This is a genomic window from Arthrobacter sp. AG1021 (genome assembly GCF_003633665.1).
GTDB lineage: Bacteria > Actinomycetota > Actinomycetes > Actinomycetales > Micrococcaceae > Glutamicibacter > Glutamicibacter soli.
In genome coordinates this window covers 233743-249455 of record NZ_RBLB01000011.1, presented here as the reverse complement: position 1 = coordinate 249455, position 15713 = coordinate 233743, and the positions used below count along the sequence as shown (strand labels likewise).

The 15713-nt window shown below is 63.5% G+C and carries 14 protein-coding genes; 3 read left to right on the top strand and 11 right to left on the bottom strand.

What is annotated here, in order from left to right:
* Positions 1-228: 228 nt before the first annotated feature.
* Both DFO58_RS16525 and iolB read left to right on the top strand, forming a co-directional pair.
* Positions 229-969 carry a GntR family transcriptional regulator gene (locus DFO58_RS16525; RefSeq protein WP_120991730.1) on the top strand — a complete coding sequence of 247 codons (741 nt, stop codon included), beginning with the start codon at positions 229-231 and terminating at the stop codon, positions 967-969.
* A gap of 33 nt (positions 970-1002) precedes the next feature.
* Positions 1003-1899, top strand: coding sequence for a 5-deoxy-glucuronate isomerase (iolB, locus tag DFO58_RS16520; RefSeq protein WP_120991729.1), 897 nt, complete (start codon positions 1003-1005; stop codon positions 1897-1899).
* A gap of 77 nt (positions 1900-1976) precedes the next feature.
* Here the strand turns inward: iolB and DFO58_RS16515 are convergent, their stop codons facing one another.
* Both DFO58_RS16515 and DFO58_RS16510 read right to left on the bottom strand, forming a co-directional pair.
* Positions 1977-2765, bottom strand: coding sequence for a TIM barrel protein (locus DFO58_RS16515; protein ID WP_053799144.1), 789 nt, complete (start codon positions 2763-2765; stop codon positions 1977-1979).
* Positions 2762-3853, bottom strand: coding sequence for a Gfo/Idh/MocA family oxidoreductase (locus DFO58_RS16510; protein ID WP_120991728.1), 1092 nt, complete (start codon positions 3851-3853; stop codon positions 2762-2764). The genes DFO58_RS16515 and DFO58_RS16510 overlap by 4 nt, the downstream gene beginning before the upstream one ends.
* A gap of 94 nt (positions 3854-3947) precedes the next feature.
* On the opposite strand from DFO58_RS16510, the gene DFO58_RS16505 reads away from it, so the two are divergent.
* Complete coding sequence (locus DFO58_RS16505) at positions 3948-4949, top strand: LacI family DNA-binding transcriptional regulator (RefSeq protein WP_120991727.1); 1002 nt, start codon at positions 3948-3950, stop codon at positions 4947-4949.
* Between the two features lie 59 nt (positions 4950-5008).
* Here the strand turns inward: DFO58_RS16505 and DFO58_RS16500 are convergent, their stop codons facing one another.
* The 9 genes from DFO58_RS16500 to DFO58_RS16460 form a co-directional block, all read right to left on the bottom strand.
* Positions 5009-6220 carry a Gfo/Idh/MocA family oxidoreductase gene (locus DFO58_RS16500; protein WP_120991726.1) on the bottom strand — a complete coding sequence of 404 codons (1212 nt, stop codon included), beginning with the start codon at positions 6218-6220 and terminating at the stop codon, positions 5009-5011.
* Between the two features lie 48 nt (positions 6221-6268).
* On the bottom strand, positions 6269-6628 hold the full coding sequence (locus DFO58_RS16495) for a universal stress protein (RefSeq protein ID WP_053799140.1): 360 nt from the start codon (positions 6626-6628) through the stop codon (positions 6269-6271).
* Positions 6629-6631: 3 nt separating this feature from the next.
* On the bottom strand, positions 6632-8065 hold the full coding sequence (locus DFO58_RS16490) for a sugar porter family MFS transporter (RefSeq protein WP_120991725.1): 1434 nt from the start codon (positions 8063-8065) through the stop codon (positions 6632-6634).
* A 201-nt stretch (positions 8066-8266) separates the two neighbouring features.
* The gene (locus tag DFO58_RS16485) at positions 8267-9148 is read right to left on the bottom strand and encodes a sugar phosphate isomerase/epimerase family protein (protein WP_120991724.1); all 882 of its coding nucleotides are present in this window, start codon (positions 9146-9148) and stop codon (positions 8267-8269) included.
* Between the two features lie 12 nt (positions 9149-9160).
* A complete protein-coding gene (locus tag DFO58_RS16480) occupies positions 9161-10174 on the bottom strand; it encodes a Gfo/Idh/MocA family oxidoreductase (RefSeq protein ID WP_053799137.1) in 1014 nt (337 codons plus the stop codon).
* Between the two features lie 88 nt (positions 10175-10262).
* Positions 10263-11186, bottom strand: coding sequence for a sugar phosphate isomerase/epimerase (locus tag DFO58_RS16475; protein WP_120991723.1), 924 nt, complete (start codon positions 11184-11186; stop codon positions 10263-10265).
* Between the two features lie 48 nt (positions 11187-11234).
* A complete protein-coding gene (locus DFO58_RS16470; RefSeq protein ID WP_120991722.1) occupies positions 11235-12749 on the bottom strand; it encodes a CoA-acylating methylmalonate-semialdehyde dehydrogenase in 1515 nt (504 codons plus the stop codon).
* Positions 12750-12785: 36 nt separating this feature from the next.
* Positions 12786-14717 (bottom strand): 3D-(3,5/4)-trihydroxycyclohexane-1,2-dione acylhydrolase (decyclizing), encoded by a 1932-nt coding sequence (iolD, locus tag DFO58_RS16465; protein ID WP_120991721.1) that lies wholly within the window; start codon positions 14715-14717, stop codon positions 12786-12788.
* 31 nt (positions 14718-14748) lie between these two features.
* Positions 14749-15711: a deoxyribose-phosphate aldolase gene (locus DFO58_RS16460; RefSeq protein WP_120991720.1), complete on the bottom strand. Its 963-nt coding sequence runs from the start codon at positions 15709-15711 to the stop codon at positions 14749-14751.
* Positions 15712-15713: the final 2 nt, after the last annotated feature.

The window sequence follows — 15713 nt, the reverse complement described above, 5'->3', positions numbered from 1 at the left end:
ACAAGTAGACCTTCCTGTCCAACGAGCCATGTCGAAGGCTATTTTCAGCATTCAGCCAGCCACCCTTGAAACCCCATGCACCAAGGATTCGAGTGGCCTCGAGAGGCTGAAAAGCGCCGATTTTCAGCAGATTCCCACCACCCGGATGCCCAATTGGCGAACTTTCGGATATATTTGTCCTGTCAAAGCGACATTTGACGGCAAGGTCGCCAGGCAAGGGAGTTAACCGTGAGCGCACCACTGAGCATCAAGATCGATCGATCTTCACCGATTCCCCTGTACCACCAGGTAGTGCAGGGGATTGAAAAGGCCATTCACGACGGATCGCTGGAATCCGGCTCCCGCCTTGAAAACGAAATCGAGCTTGCCCAGCGCCTGCGGCTCTCGCGTCCGACCATCCGCAAGGCCATGGACGATCTGGTCCAGTCCGGCCTCCTAGTCCGCAAGCGTGGTGTTGGGACGCAGGTCGTTTCCAGCCAGATCCGCCGTCATCTGGAGTTGTCTAGCCTGAACGACGACCTCGAACGGGCTGGCAAGAAGCCTTCCACGACCCTGCTGAGCTTCGAACACACGCAGGCCCCGGCCGAAATCCAGGAATTGCTGGCACTTCCCAAGGACGTTTCGGTTTACCACTTCACCCGACTGCGTTCAGCTGGAGGCAGCCCGCTGGCGCTGATGGAAAACTGGGTCCGCGACGACATCGTAGAGCTCAGCGAGGAATCGCTGCGCGAGCATGGCCTCTATGAGCTGCTGCGCAGCGCAGGTGTGAACTTCCGTCTGGCCCAGCAACGTATTGGTGCCACCATCGCCGACAAGTCGCAGGCCGAAGCGCTGGATACCGACAAGGGCTCCGCCCTGGTCACCATGCAGCGTACCGCCGTGGATGACACCGGACGCAATGTCGAAACCGGTTCCCACGTATACAGGGCTGATTCCTACAGCTTTGAAATGACCTTGGTGCAACGCTAGGCGTTTACGCACCGCTCCTGAAAGGAACGATGCATGACCGATTGGATTTACCCCGCCGGCTCCGCAGCCGACGGCGACTGGAGCGTTTCGCTCGGAGCCCATGATTCAACCATGTCCGTTGAGGGCTGGGCCCATACTGGGCTCAAAGTCGCAGAGCTATCCCCGGGACAGGTTCTCGAAATGGACGCCGCCGCCGAGGAACGTATCGTTGTTCCGCTTTCCGGGGGATCTTTCACTGCGACGGTTGACGGTCGGGAATACCAGCTCTCGGGTCGCAGTTCGGTATTCGCCGGGCCCGCAGACGTGCTCTACACCGGGATCGACACCACCCTGACGCTGGCCTCGGCCGGAGGCGGCCGCGTGGCAGTAGCTTTGGCGCCCGCGAAACAGCAGTACCCAACCCGGCTGATCACCTCCGAGCAGACCCCGGTCGAGTTGCGCGGCGCGGGCAACTGTTCGCGCCAGGTGCACAATTTCGGTACCCCCGCAGCGCTTGAAGCCGATCGCTTCATCGTCTGCGAGGTCATCACTCCCGCCGGCAATTGGTCTTCCTATCCTCCGCACAAGCACGATGAGGAGAAGGAGGGCGAGACCTCGCTGGAGGAGATCTACTACTTCGAAACGCAACTGGCTGCCGGTATGCCGACGCCTGCGGCCACCGACCCCATCGGCTACGCCCGCGTGTACGCCTCCGACGAGCGCCCCATCGACGTGAATACCGAAGTTCGCACTGGCGACGTGGTGCTGGTTCCCTATGGCTGGCACGGCCCAGCGATGGCCGCTCCTGGCTACGATTTGTACTACTTGAACGTAATGGCAGGCCCTGGCCGCGTGCGCGACTGGCTGATCAGCGACGACCCGCATCATGGCTGGGTCCGGCAGACTTGGGACGAGCAGCAGATGGATCCACGACTTCCCTTCGGCTCTTAGCCTGGCAAGTACTGGAATTACGGCGATGGCCGGGATCGCTCTCGCGGTCCCGGCCATCGCCATACTTCGGTTTTCTTCTAGAGCATGCCAGCCCACGGCTCAAAGGCGGCGCGGAAGGCTTGTATTGCCTGAAGGCTGTCCCCACTGGCATAGGCTTCGAGGCCCACTGGGCCTTCGTAGCCCAGGCGTGATAATGCCGAGGCAACCGAACGGTAATTAATCTCCCCGGTGCCCGGCTCGCAGCGTCCGGGAACGTCAGCCACCTGCACCTCCCCGATATGCGGCAACGCGCGTTCCAGCAGCGCTATCAGATTGCCTTCGCCAATCTGCGCGTGATAGAGATCCAACATCATCTTCACCCGTGGATGCCCCACTGATTCCACCAGGGCCAAGGTGTCCTTGGCCCGGGCCAGCGGGATTCCAGGATGGTCCACAATGGTGTTCAGGTTCTCGAGAAGGAAACCGACGTCGTGTTCCTCCCCCAACTTGCCCAGCTCCTCCAGGGTTTTCGCAGCAGTCAGCCACATGTCTCCGGTGCTGCGGTAGCGCGGCACCGCGGCCTGCCCGTTGACCAGTTGAGCGGGGTGCACCACCAACCGGCTGATGCCCAGCCGGTGAGCGGTCGGGATCAGCTCGCGAGCGGACTCCACCACGCGATGGGCGGTCTCGGGATCGCACAGGCTTCCGTCGCTGTACCCGCTCATGGAGCCGAAACGCGCTCCACTGCGTTCCAGCGCCGCCAGGTCCTTGCCTTCGGTGTCCCACAGCTCAACCTCGAAGCCGGCTTCATGCAAGGCAGCGGCCCGCTGGTCGAGGGGAAGTTCGGTGAATACCATCTCTGCGCAGACGGCCAGCTTCCGGGTCATCCGGCCACCGCCAGGCGCGACGCGGCATCCAAGCGTACCGGTAGGCCGGATTCGTGGGATTCCAGGGCCGCGAGCGCAATCCGCAGAGCTGCGCGCGCGTCGGATCCTCCGGGCACCTCCAGCGCCGCGTGCGCGGTTCCCTGCCGGGTGCCGCGCACCTTGAGCACAAAAACGTCCAGCTGCTTGCGGTAGGCGTCGGCGAACAAGTCGATGTTCAGTCGAGAAGTTTCCGCCTGCGCACCCTGCGCGTCGAACAATATCGCGGATTGGTGGGCAGGCCCGCCGGCTTGGAGCATCCCTCCGCTGCCGAAGACCTCGCCGCGCACGTCGTACCCGTAGCTGGCGGAGAAACTTGCCTCCGCAATGGCGATGGCCCCATTGTCGTAGCGAACGGTGACGACCGCGGTATCCAGCAATCCGGAGTCCTTGTGTTCCGGGGCGACCAGCGCAGCGGCGACCGTATGCACTTCAACGGCCTGGGCGCCCGGATTAAGCCAATTCAGTGCATCGAAATCGTGGATCAGGGTTTCGGTGAAGATGACGTGGCTACGGATGGCACCGGCGTTGGGCAGTCCCCCGGCGACGGCCGGGTCGCGGGTCACCGAACGCAACAGCTGAACACGCCCAATGGCTCCGGCACGCACCTGCTCCCCGGCGTAGGCGAAATCCGCGGAGAACCGTCGGTTGAAACCGACCTGAAAAACTACCTGCGCTCGCTCGACCTCCTCCAGCGCCGCATCCAGATCCTTGACGGCATGCGCTGTCGGTTTTTCGCAGAAGACGTGTTTTCCGGCCCGCGCAGCCTGGGTGATGAGCTGCGCGTGGAACGCAGAAGGCGCTCCGATCACCACGGCGTCAACTTGTTCGTCTTCAAAGACGTCCTCGATGCGCTGCGTTGCCCGCGGGCAGCCGACTTCTGCTGCAAGGGCCGCCGCTCGGCCCTCGGCCGGATCCGCTACGGCATACAGCTGAGCGCCCGGAATATGGTCGGCCAGACTGCGGGCGTGGAAGGCCCCAATCCATCCGGTGCCAATCACGGCGATCCGCAGCGCCTCGGGCCGCTCGGACGGGATATTTTCGTAGCTCAACGTAGCCTCCTAGAACGTTCTAATTGATGTGTCGATACAAAGCATGGCACACTGGAGAGCACACGTCTAGAACGTTCTAGAAGAAAGTTTTGCGGTGACCGAAACCAAGCCATCCCAGAAGCGCCCGACCCTCGCGGACGTCGCTAGCAAAGCCGGCGTCTCAGTGGCGCTGGCGTCAATCGTGATGCGCAATGCCGAAGGAGCCAGCGAAGCCTCGCGGCAGAAGGTCAAAGATGCAGCCGCGGCGATGGGCTACCGACCGGATTCGCGCGCACGCTCGCTGCGCAGCCACCGCAGCCGGACATTGGGGCTGACCCTGATGCTGGGCGAACCGCTACATGCGGAACTCGCCGACGCCCTTTATGTCGAAGCGGAAAACAAAGGTTATGAGTTGATTTTAGGCGCAACTTCGGAGCGGCGGGATGAGCAGCGCACCATGGACACGCTCATCGATGCGGGGGTCGAGGGGATCATCGCGGTTTCCAGCTCACTGCCGCCAGCAGCCATGGCGCAGCTAGCCTCGCAGGTTCCGGTGGTCAGCCTGCTGCGAAACTACTCCGGCATTCCCTCGGTGCTCACCGACGAAGCTGCCGGCATTGAACAGCTTGTCAGCCATCTGGCCTCCGCCGGGCATACCAGGCTGCTGCACCTGAACGGCGGCGCCGCGGTGGCCGCTCGGCAACGCGCCGCGGCCTTCAACAGGGCGATCGAGGGCAGCAACGGGCAACTGCACGGAGAACAGGTACTCTCGGGTCCTTGCGAACAGGTCGCCGCCCAGGCGCTGGGTGATTATCTGGAACATTGCGACCCCACCCAGATGCCTACCGCGGTGCTCGCATTCAACGACCGCAGCGCCCTCGGTGCCCGTCAGACGCTGCTTTCCCGCGGGCTGTGCATCCCACAGGATGTGGCGCTGACGGGTTTTGACGACAGCGAGTTCGCCCGCCTGGCGTTTGCAGACCTCACTACCTCCCGCCAGGACGTCAACGCACTGGCCGCCTCCGCCATGGGCCTGGCAACGAACCCCGCGTCGAAGGTGCGCACGGTCAAGCACCCGCCCCAGCTGGTCGTCCGCAGCAGCGCGCCGGGCGCCTGAAAGACCGGGCCCCGCAGCCCTTTCGGGACTGCGGAGCCCGGGAAAACGTGGTTCCCCGTCTAGGCTTCCTGCAGCGAGGAGTCGGCGATCTGCACTGCAGCTCCGGAAGACTGCGCCGAAGCCGCCACCGCGTCGAGGATTTCCATGTTGCGCACGCCGTCCGCGAAGGTGGCGCAACGTGGCAGCGACCGCTCTACGGAAAGCCCTGCGACTTCTTCGAGAAATGCCCGAGCCTGGTAGCCGAAGGCGTCGTTCTGGCCGAATCCGACCATCGGGGCGTCCATGGCCAGGCCGCCGCGCAGGTACGGGTGCTCTGGGCCCAGGATGATGCGGCGGTAGCCGTTGGTACGGTCTGATTCGCCGTGCAGGTACAGCTGAATCTCGGATGGCCGAGACTGGTCGAACACCGCAGCGCCGTTTTCGCAGAAGACCTCAACGATCAACGCATTGGCGTGTCCCGCGGCCACGCGGGACACCTGCAGGGTGCCGATGCCCTGTTCGAAGCGGACACCGAAAGAAGCCACGTCGTCGTTCTCTACTGGTTCGGTCACGTCGGAGACCTCGGCGTGATCGTGCCCCAGCACAGCGCCAAGCGGCAGCGGACGCTCGGTAATAACGGTGTCCAGCAGGCCGCCGGATACCGACCGGATCGGGCCGCAGAGGAATTCGGAGACATAGGTCAGGTGGCTTCCAACGTCGGCCAGCGCACCGGATCCGGCGCCGCCCTTGTAGCGCCAGCTCATCGGAGCCTGTGCATCGCAGCCGTAGTCGGTCCAGTAGCGGCCGGAAAAATGCAGCACCTTGCCCAGCGTGCCGTCCTGGATCAGGTTGCGGATCGCAGCCAGGCCCGGGGTGCGGTGGAAGGTGAAACCGATGCGGCCCAGCACGCCGCGGGCTTCGGCCTCGTCAGCGGCCTGCGCCATGGCGCGGGCGTCCTCCAGGGTGTCCGACAAGGGCTTTTCGCACAAAACGTGCTTCCCGGCGGCCAACAGGCCCTCGACGACCTCGCGGTGCATGGAGTTCGCGATCACCACGGACACCACGTCGATGTCATCGGCCTCGGCAATAGCCCGCCAGCTGGAATCATGGCGCTCGTAACCGAAACGATCCGCGGCGGCCTGGCCGAATTCGGCGTTGACATCGCCGATGGACACCAAACGGATCTCCGGCAGGGTCGGGCTGTACAGGGTACTGGCGGCGCGGTAGGCCGCAGCGTGGGCCTTGCCGGCCATGCCTGCACCGATGACGGCGACGCCGAGGGATTCCTTCATTTCTGCTCCTTGTTGAGTGCACCGCGGAATGCGGTTGGTTTACTAGTTTTAGGTCTGCGGCCGGACCGCAAGGACCGGCACGGGGGAATTCAGCAGGATGCGCTGGCTCAGGCTCCCCAAGAGGGCCTTGCCCATGGGTGAACGTTTGCGCAGGCCGATGACCACGCGGGTCACCGTCCGGTTTTCGGATATTTCCTCGAGCAGCGCGTCGACCGGATCCCGGTCCGCACGGCCTTCGCGTTCGATGGCCCGCCAGGAGATGTCGGTGGGAACATCTGCGGGCTTGATCGGAGTGAGGCCAAGGTTGAAGATAATCAGGTCCTCGCGCCGGGTGCGCGCTTCCTCGATCCCCGCGTGCAGGGCAAGTTCGCCTTCCCTGCTTTCTGCGACTGCAGCGATGATGCTCACGGGTTATCCCTTCACTTTTTCGATGAAACCGGTTTGGAATTCCTCTTCGAACTGCTCCAGAGATTTGTTCCCGGTCTCGGGAAGTTCCTTGTACAACACGATGACTGCCACGATGCCCACCGCGAAGAAGCAGTAGAACGTGCCGGCGATGCCGAGCCCTGCGATCATCGGCGGGAAGACGAAGGCGACTACCGCGTTAGCCAGCCACAACGCGGTCACCGCGGTGCCGGTGGCAAAGGTGCGGATTTTCAGAGGAAAGAGCTCCGAGAGGATCAGCCAAGACAGCGGGCCGATAGCGCCCTGCATGGAGATGACGAAGCATAGAACGAAGACCAGGATCATCCACATCTTCGCATCGCCTTCCGGCATGAGCGTTGCAGTCAGCGCGATCAGCAGATGGAAGGTGGTGGTCAGCACGAAGCCGGTGATGATCATCTTGCGGCGGGAGATCTTGTTGATCAGGAAGATGCAGATCAGCACGCCGGAAACCGAGAAGAAGCCGTTGAGGGTGTTGAAGACGATGGCTGCGTCTGCAGAGAAGCCTGCGTTCTGCAGCAACTGCGAACCGTAGTACATGACCGCGTTGATACCCGAGAACTGGGAGAACACACCGACCAGGGCTCCGATGATGACCAGTCGGCGCACCCACGGCACAGCCAGGTCGGACCAGCCCGCAGTCTGGGTTTTCTCCTCTTCCTGCGCCAGATGCTCGACTTCCGCGATTTCAGCTGCGGCACGTTCCTTGTCACGGACCTGTTCAAGAACCATCAGCGCGTGCTTGTGCTTGCCCTGGGAGATCAGCCATCGCGGTGATTCCGGCAGGAAGATCATGCCGACCAGCAGAGCGATCGCCGGGAGCACCGCCACAATGAGCATGTAGCGCCAGATGAAGTCATGGTGGCCCCAGATCTGGTAGATCACCGCGTTGATCACGAAGGCGGCGAACTGGCCGGAAACAATCATGACCTCATTGCGGGTCACCAGCGAGCCACGCTGTTCCTGCGGCGCGATCTCGGCCAGGTAGACCGGGACAATGGCCGAGGCCCCGCCCACGGCCAAACCGAGGATGAAACGGCCCAGCGCAAGAAGCTGCCACGTCGGGGCCAGCGAACACAAAACGGTTCCGACGACGAAGACGATGGCCAGGTACAAGATGGTTTTGCGCCGGCCTGCCTTGTCGGCCAGCCGGCCGCCGAGCAGTGCGCCGACTGCGGCGCCGAGGATCAGGATGCTGACAACAAAACCTTCGGTGGTGGCGTTGATCTGCAGCTCGCGGCGCAGCGGCTCCAGGGCGCCGTTGATCACGCCGGTATCGTAGCCGAAGAGCAGGCCGCCGAAGGTTGCCACGTAGGCGATGATTCCCAGACGCCGCGAGTGCGGCCCCTTGGTCAGCGGGGGCAGCTGATAATGGCTGCCCTTAGTTTTCGATGCCAACATGCGCTCCTTTGCCGCGGGCCACCATAAGGTGACTGCAATCACAAGTTCATTTGTTATGACATTACGTCATTAAGATCAACCGGGCAAGGCTAGTAACGACAAAGTTAACTTCTTTTTCTCCCCGTCAATGATTGCGCCAGGGCAGCGCAAAAGCACCGAAAAGCCATGCTCTTCGGTGCTTTTGCGCAGGATGGATTCCGGTTACGACAGCACGCCGACCTTCTGGATGTACTGCTTCATCGTGTCCATTTGGTAGCGCGCAACCTCGGCCGCGCGCTCGTTTTCTGCGAATACGCAGGTCGCCATGACGGTCTCTTCCCGGTCCAGGAATCCGTTGGAGGCCAGGCCGCCGAAGAATTCGTCCCAGTTCACATCACCATCGCCGATGCGCAGGTGCTGGTGCACGCGCACCGCGTTGCCCGGCGGGTTGGTGATGTACCGCAGGCCGTGCGAGGCGTTGTGGTTCAGGGTGTCGGCAACGTGGACCACGCGCAGGCGGTCTCCCGCCGCCTGCATGATTTCCAGCGGCTCGTCCTTCATATGGAAGGTGTGCGCGGCTACATATGCGAACCCGAAGTTCGGGGAATTGATCCCGCGGATCATCCGCCATCCGGCCAGGCCTTCTTCGACGAAATCGTCCGGATGCGGGTCGATGGCCACGTGGACACCTTCGCGCTCGATCAGCGGTACCAGTTCCTCCATGGAGCGGTAGAAGGCAGCTTCGGATTCCTCCGGTTGTTCAGGGCGTCCGGAGAACTCCGTATTCATCTGGGTGACACCCAGGTCGACGGTAATCTGCACGGCGCGCTTCCAGTAGCGCACCGAGGCTTCGCGGATGACCGGATCCGGGGAGGACCACTTGAGCACAGGCAGCACTGACGCGATCTCGACACCGTGCTTCTTGCATTCAGCGGCCAGCTTGGCCACCAGTTCGTCGTCGGCCTTGGGATGTGAAAAGAACGGCAGGAAGTCCTTGTGCGGAGTGATCTGCAGATAGTCGTACCCCAAATCCCGAGCCAGCTTGGGAAATTCCAACAGCGAGTGGCTGTGGTGGAACGGGGTGGGATCCAATGCAATTTTCATGGATTCGTCCTCTTAGGCGTAGAGCTCGGGCTTGTTCTGGAGTTTTACGTCAATCTTGGCACCGCTGTGCAGCGCTTCAACACCCGCCTCGCAGCAAGCTGCGGCGGCATAGCCGTCCCACGCGCTTGGTCCAGCGATTTCACCGCGCAGCGAGGCATCAACCCACGCTTGGACTTCGGTGTCATATGCCGCAATAAATCGTTCTTCGAATCCCGGAGTGACGTTGCCACCCCAGCGTCCTGCGCTGCGGATATAGGCCCCGGAGTCTCCGCCGATGTTCACGATGCCTTCTTCGAAGGAGGCTTCGGTGGCCACCTGGTAGCCGAACTTGGCCTGCACGAAGATCTCCACGTCGGCGAGCACACCGGATTCGGTTTCAATCAGCACGTGCTGCGGGTCGGCCAGCTTGCCGTCGTTGGTGCGGGTCTTCTTGCCGGTGCGCACCTGGACCGAGGTGATTTCCTCGCCGGTGAAGAAGCGGATCGCGTCGAATTCGTGGACCACGGAGTCTGCGATCATGTTTTCGCTGGTGAAACCCGGTGGAATGTCGGGGTTGCGGTGCTGATGGTGCAGCATTAACAGCTCACCCAGCTCGCCGCCGGCCACGAGGTTGCGCAACTGGATGTATTCCTTGTCGAAGCGGCGCATAAAGCCGACCTGGATGCGTTTGCTGCCCAGCGCGGCCTCGGCCTGCACGACCTCCCATGAGGTGGCAGCGTCCATGGTCAGCGGCTTTTCGCAGAGTACCGGAAGGTCACGCTGGAGGATTGCCAGCAGCGCATCCTTGTGCAGGAATCCTGGCGTGGCCAACAGGACCGCGTCCACCTCACCCGAATCCAGCGCCTGGTTCAGGTCGCTATATCCGGTGGCGCCCGGGATGCCCTCGATGGCGGCGTTCACCCGGTCCAGATCGATGTCCACCACTGCGGTCACTGCCGCCCCGGTAATACGGCGGTGGAGCCGCTGGATGTGGTCCGTGCCCATTCGGCCGGCTCCGACCACGGCAATACGCAGCGTCTGTGCCACGGCGTGTCCCTTCTGTGTGGTTTCCTGTCGTGCGGCGGGAACGGTTCCCGCAGTAGTAACGTTCATGGCGTAGGCCTTTCCAAGGGTTCTAGACGCGGGTCCGCGAGCCGCAGCTAAGCAGGTATTGGCGGGTTCGGGTGGCGATGGGCAGCGGAACCGAGAAATCGGCCACCGGGTACATGTCCTGCTCGACAATGCCGTAGATCGGCCTGCCCAGCGCTTCCACCTCGCGCAGCAGCAGCTCCAGGTCCGGAATGCCAGCCGGGGGCTCGCACATGACGCCGGCCAAGTTGGCGGCGGCCCATGTCATGTCCTCGGCCCGCACCCGCTCCAGCACTACTGGGTCGACCTGCTTCAGGTGCAGGTAGCCGATGCGCTCCGGGTACTTGCGGATGAGCTCGAGACTGGAGGCCCCGCCGTACTCTGCATGGCCGGTATCCAAACACAGATTCGTGTACTCCGGGTTAGTCAGCGCCAAGAACTTCTCAATATCCGGCTGCCCGCAGACGTGGGAGTCCGCGTGCGAGTGGAACTGCTGTTTCAACCCGAAGTCCTCGGCCAGAATCCTGCCTAGGCGGTCGTGCCCGGCCGCCAGCGCCTCCCAGGCCGCATCGTCCAGAACACCGGATTCAATGGCCTGCCCGGTCACGTCGTCGCGCCACATCGCCGGAATGACCACGATGTTTTCACCGCCCACTGCAGCAGTCAGCTCGGCGACCTTGCGGGCCGGTTCCCAAGCTTCGTCCCAGGCGCCGGCCGAACCATCCACGCCGCGGTGGAATGCGGTGAAGACGGTCCCGGCGCTGACCTTCAGGTTGCGCTGGGCCAGCTCGTCGGCCAGCTTTGCAGGGTCTGCCGGCAGGTAGCCGTAGGGGCCGAGTTCGATGGTCCGGTATCCAGCCTCGACTACTTCATCAAGAAAACGCTGCCAGGGGGTCTGCTTCGCGTCGTCGGCGAACCAGACGCCCCATGAATCCGGGGCCGTGCCGATGGTGATGTTGTTCTGTGACATGGGTCTTTTCTCTTCATTCAAGCTGCCGGGGCGACCCGGCGTACGACGTTAGTTGGACGGGAAATTGAAGCTTGCGGTAGATGCCTGCGCAGGTTCGGGCCAGCGCTGGGTGACGGCCTTGCCGCGGGTGTAGAAGCGCACGCCGTCCGGACCGTAGATGTGGTGCTCGCCGAACAGCGAGTCCTTCCAGCCTCCGAAGGAGTGCCAGGCCACCGGAACCGGGAGCGGGATGTTCACTCCGACCATGCCCACGTGGATGCGGCGGGTGTAGGTGCGGGCGTGGGCGCCGGAGGATGTGAAGATCGCGGTGCCATTGCCGTACGGGTTCGCGTTGACCACTTCGATTGCTTCTTCCAGCGAAGCCACCCGCAGCACCACCAGCACCGGGCCGAAGATTTCCTCGGTGTAGGCGCTCATCTCGCGGCTGACCTTGTCCAGGATGGTCGGACCGACGAAGAATCCGTTCTCGTGGTCCTTGACCACCAGGTCGCGCCCGTCAAGAATCAGCGCGGCGCCGGCTTCTTCTGCCTCGCTGACGATCTTCTGCAGACGCGACTTGGAGGCCGGGGTGATGACCGGGCCCATGTCGGCCTTTTCGTCGAAACCGTGGGAGACGTTCACGCCGCGGCCGCGTTCGGCCAACTTGTCCACCAGCGCGTCGGCGGCATCGCCCACGGCCACCGCCACGGAGATCGCCATGCAGCGCTGGCCCGCGGAGCCGAAGGCCGCGGCGTTGATGTGGTCCGCGGCCAGTTCCATGTCCGCATCCGGCATGATGACCGCATGGTTCTTCGCGCCGCCCAGTGCCTGGACGCGCTTGCCGTGCTTGGTGGCGGTCTCGTGTACGTACTTCGCGATCGGGGTGGAGCCCACGAAGGAGATGCCGTCTACGTCCGGGTGGGTCAGCAGCCCGTCCACGGTTTCCTTGCCGCCGTGCAGCACCTGGAATACGCCGTCCGGCAGGCCTGCCTGCTTGAACAGCTCCGCGATCAGCAGTGCCGCGGACGGGTCGCGTTCAGAGGGCTTGAGGATGAAGGCGTTGCCGGTGGCAATGGCCACCGGAGCCATCCACAGCGGCACCATGATCGGGAAGTTGAACGGGGTGATGCCTGCGACGACGCCCAGCGGCTGCCGGAAGGAGAACACGTCGATTCCGCCCGAGACCTGGTCGGAGAATTCGCCCTTGAGCGCCTGCGAGATGCCGCAGGCGAATTCGACAACCTCGATGCCGCGGCCTATTTCGCCTGCGGCGTCCGAGAGCACCTTGCCGTGCTCGCTGGTGACGATGCGGGCCAGCTCGTCGGTGTGTTCGGTCAGCAGCTGCTGGAAGCGGAAGAGGATCTTGGTTCGCTTGACCAGCGAGGTCTCGGACCAGGATGCGGCGGCGGCCACGGCAGCGGCCACGGTTTCATCCAGGTCGGCTGGGCTGGCCAAGCGAAGCTGGCCGGTGACCTCGCCAGTGGCCGGGTTGTAGACCGGGTGGGTTTCAGTGCCGGCGCCAGCTGTGGCTTTGCCGTTGATGAAATGGAGGATTTCGGTGACTTCGGTGGCGATTGCGCTCATGGTGTGTTGTTCTTTCCTTAATTCAAGAATTGTTGCTTAGCCCAGGTACGGCTTCTGGCGGGCCTTGTGGCTCTCGTAGACTTCTCGAGCCTTGAGCGTGGAATCCAGTTCTGCGACTTCCGATACCGGAACGTCCCACCAGGATTCGCTCGACGGGGCATCGGCGTAGAGGTCCGATTCAATGTGGATGAGGATCGGCCCCGATCCTTCCGGGGCTGCCTTGGCCTCGGCCACCGCAGCGGCCAAGTCGTCGATGGCGTTGTGTCCCGGTGCGATGCGGATGACCTTGACGCCCAGCGACTCGGCGTTGGCCGCCAGGTCGATGGGCAGCGTCTCGCCTTCGTCAAAGGAATGTGCGCCCGCATCCAGCTTGCGGTACTTGGTGCCGAAGCGCTGGGAGCCCAGCGATTCGGATAGCGAGCCGATGGAAGCGTAACCGTGGTTCTGGATCAGCACCGTAATCAGCTTGATGCCCTCGGCCACTGCGGTGACCAGCTCGGTGTGCATCATCAGGTAGGACCCGTCGCCGACCATGACGACCACGTCGCGGTTCTCCGCCGCGCCGCGCGCGGCCTCGTCGAGCACCGCACGCTTCAGCCCCAGGCCGCCGGCGATCTCGTAGCCCATGCAGGAGAAGCCGTATTCCACGTGATATCCGAAGGGATCCGAGACCCTCCACATCTTGTGCAGATCGCCCGGAAGCGAACCGGCAGCGCAGACCACCACATCGCGTGGGTCCATGGCCCCGTTGACTGCGCCGATGATCGAGTTCTGGCTGACCAGCGGGCTGAATCGCTCGGCGAAGGCTGCATCCACGGTGGCGTCCCAGCGCTTTTTCTCTTGTGCGGTCGCCACTTCCAGGGCCCCCTCCACGCGGTAGCCGCTCAGCTCCTCGCGCAGGGCGACCAACGCCTTACGCGCATCGGCCACGACCGGCAGCACGGTGGCATGCTTGTAGGCGTCCAACGCCGCTACGTTGATGTTCACGAACTTCACGTCAGGGTTCTGGAACGCAGTGCGGCTAGCGGTGGTGAAGTCCTCGTAGCGAGTGCCGATGCCGATCACCAGGTCCGCCTCGGCGGCCAAGGCGTTGGCGGCAGTGGTGCCGGTGGAGCCGATGGCGCCCAGCGAGTACTTGGAATCCCATGGGAGCACGCCCACGCCGGCCTGTGTGTTACCCACCGGGATGCCGGTGGCCTCGCAGAAGGCAGCGAGCTCGTCGGTGGCGAATGCGTAAAGCACACCGCCTCCGGCCACGATCAGCGGACGCTTTGCCTCGCGGATCATGTGCGCGGCCTGGGCAACATCTTCCGATTCCGGCGCGGGGCGACGGATCCTCCACTCGCGTTCGGCGAAGAATTCCTCGGGGAAGTCGAATGCCTCGGCCTGCACGTCCTGCGGCAGGGAAATGGTCACCGCACCGGTTTCCGCTGGGTCGGTGAGTACTCTCAGCCCGTGGTGGAGTGCGCTGGCCAGCTGCTCCGGCCGGTTGACACGGTCGAAATACTTGGACAGCGGGCGGAATGCGTCGTTGACCGTGATGTCGTAGCCATGGGGCATTTCGAGTTGCTGGAGCACCGGGTCCGCGGCACGGGTGGCGAAAGTATCCGAAGGCAACAGGAGCACCGGCAGACGGTTCGCCGTGGCAAGCGCCGCACCAGTGAGAAGGTTTGAGGAGCCCGGGCCGATGGAAGTGGACACCGCGTAGGTGGCTCGGCGCCGGGTGTGCCGTGCGTAGGCAACAGCCTGATGGGACTGCGCTTGTTCATTGCGCCCCTGGTAGTAGGGCATCAGTGAAGCGTCCTTGGCCTGCCACTGCTTCAGTGCCTGGCCAACGCCGGCCACGTTGCCGTGCCCGAAGATTCCGAACATGCCCGGAATCAGGCGTTCGCGGTACCGCTCCCCGGCGACGGTGTCGACGGTGTACTGGCGGCCCAGGAACTCCACAACCGCCTGAGCGACGGTCATTCTGCGGGTAGTCATCGTGTTCGTTTTCTCCTTAGTTTCCGGCAGGTGCGATGACGGAAGGTTCGATATCCGCCGTGGCGGGGGTGTGGTTCAGCAGCGATGCGGCGGTGGCCACGGCTCCGGCTACATCCCCGTCCGCCGGATACAGCAGTGTGCGGCCAACGGTGAGGCCTTGGACTCCGGGCTGGGCCAGGGCGTCGCGCCAGCTGGCGAATACCTCCTCTGGGCTACCGGCAGGGTCACCGCCCAGCAGGACCGTGGGCAGCGTGGTGGAGGACATCACCCTGTCCATCTCCGCGACAACTGGGATTTTCAGCCATGTGTAGGCGCTGGATTCGCCCAGGCTGGAGGCTATTCCCATGGACTTGATGACGGCATCGGGGCTCAGGTCATTGGAGACCCTGCCCTCGATGCGGCGCGAGATAAACGGCTCCACCATGGCTACCAACCCGTGGGTGGCCAAGTCTGAAACCGCATGGGCGGTGGCTTCCAGGGTTGCGACGGTGTCGGTGTCCTCGTAGCTGATGCGGGTGAGCATCTTGCCTCCGTCGGCGCCGATCGCAGCCAAGGCCGAAGCAGTGTGGCCGGTGAAACGGTCGTCCAGCTCGTTGACAAGCCCCGTCAGTCCACCGCGGTTCATCGAGCCGAACACCAGTTTCCCATCCAGGGCTCCCAGCAGCAGCAAGTCGTCTAAGATGTCAGGGGAGGCCAGCACGCCGTCGCAGGCAGGGTTTTCCAGCGCGATCTGCAGCCGGTCCAGCAGCTCGCGGCGATCGGCCATGGCCATGCGGCGGCTGCCTACCGACAGGGCTCCGCGGGCCGGGTGGTCGGCGGCGATGATGAAGTTCTGCACACCGAGCTTGGCGCCGGTGTGGCGCAGACGCCGGTCCGCCGCGCGTTGCACAGCCTGCGGATCCTCCAGCCGCTGCCGGGTCAGCGACTCATAGCGGCGCGGGTCTTCACGGTCGATCCGTGATTCGAATGCCTGGCTCATGA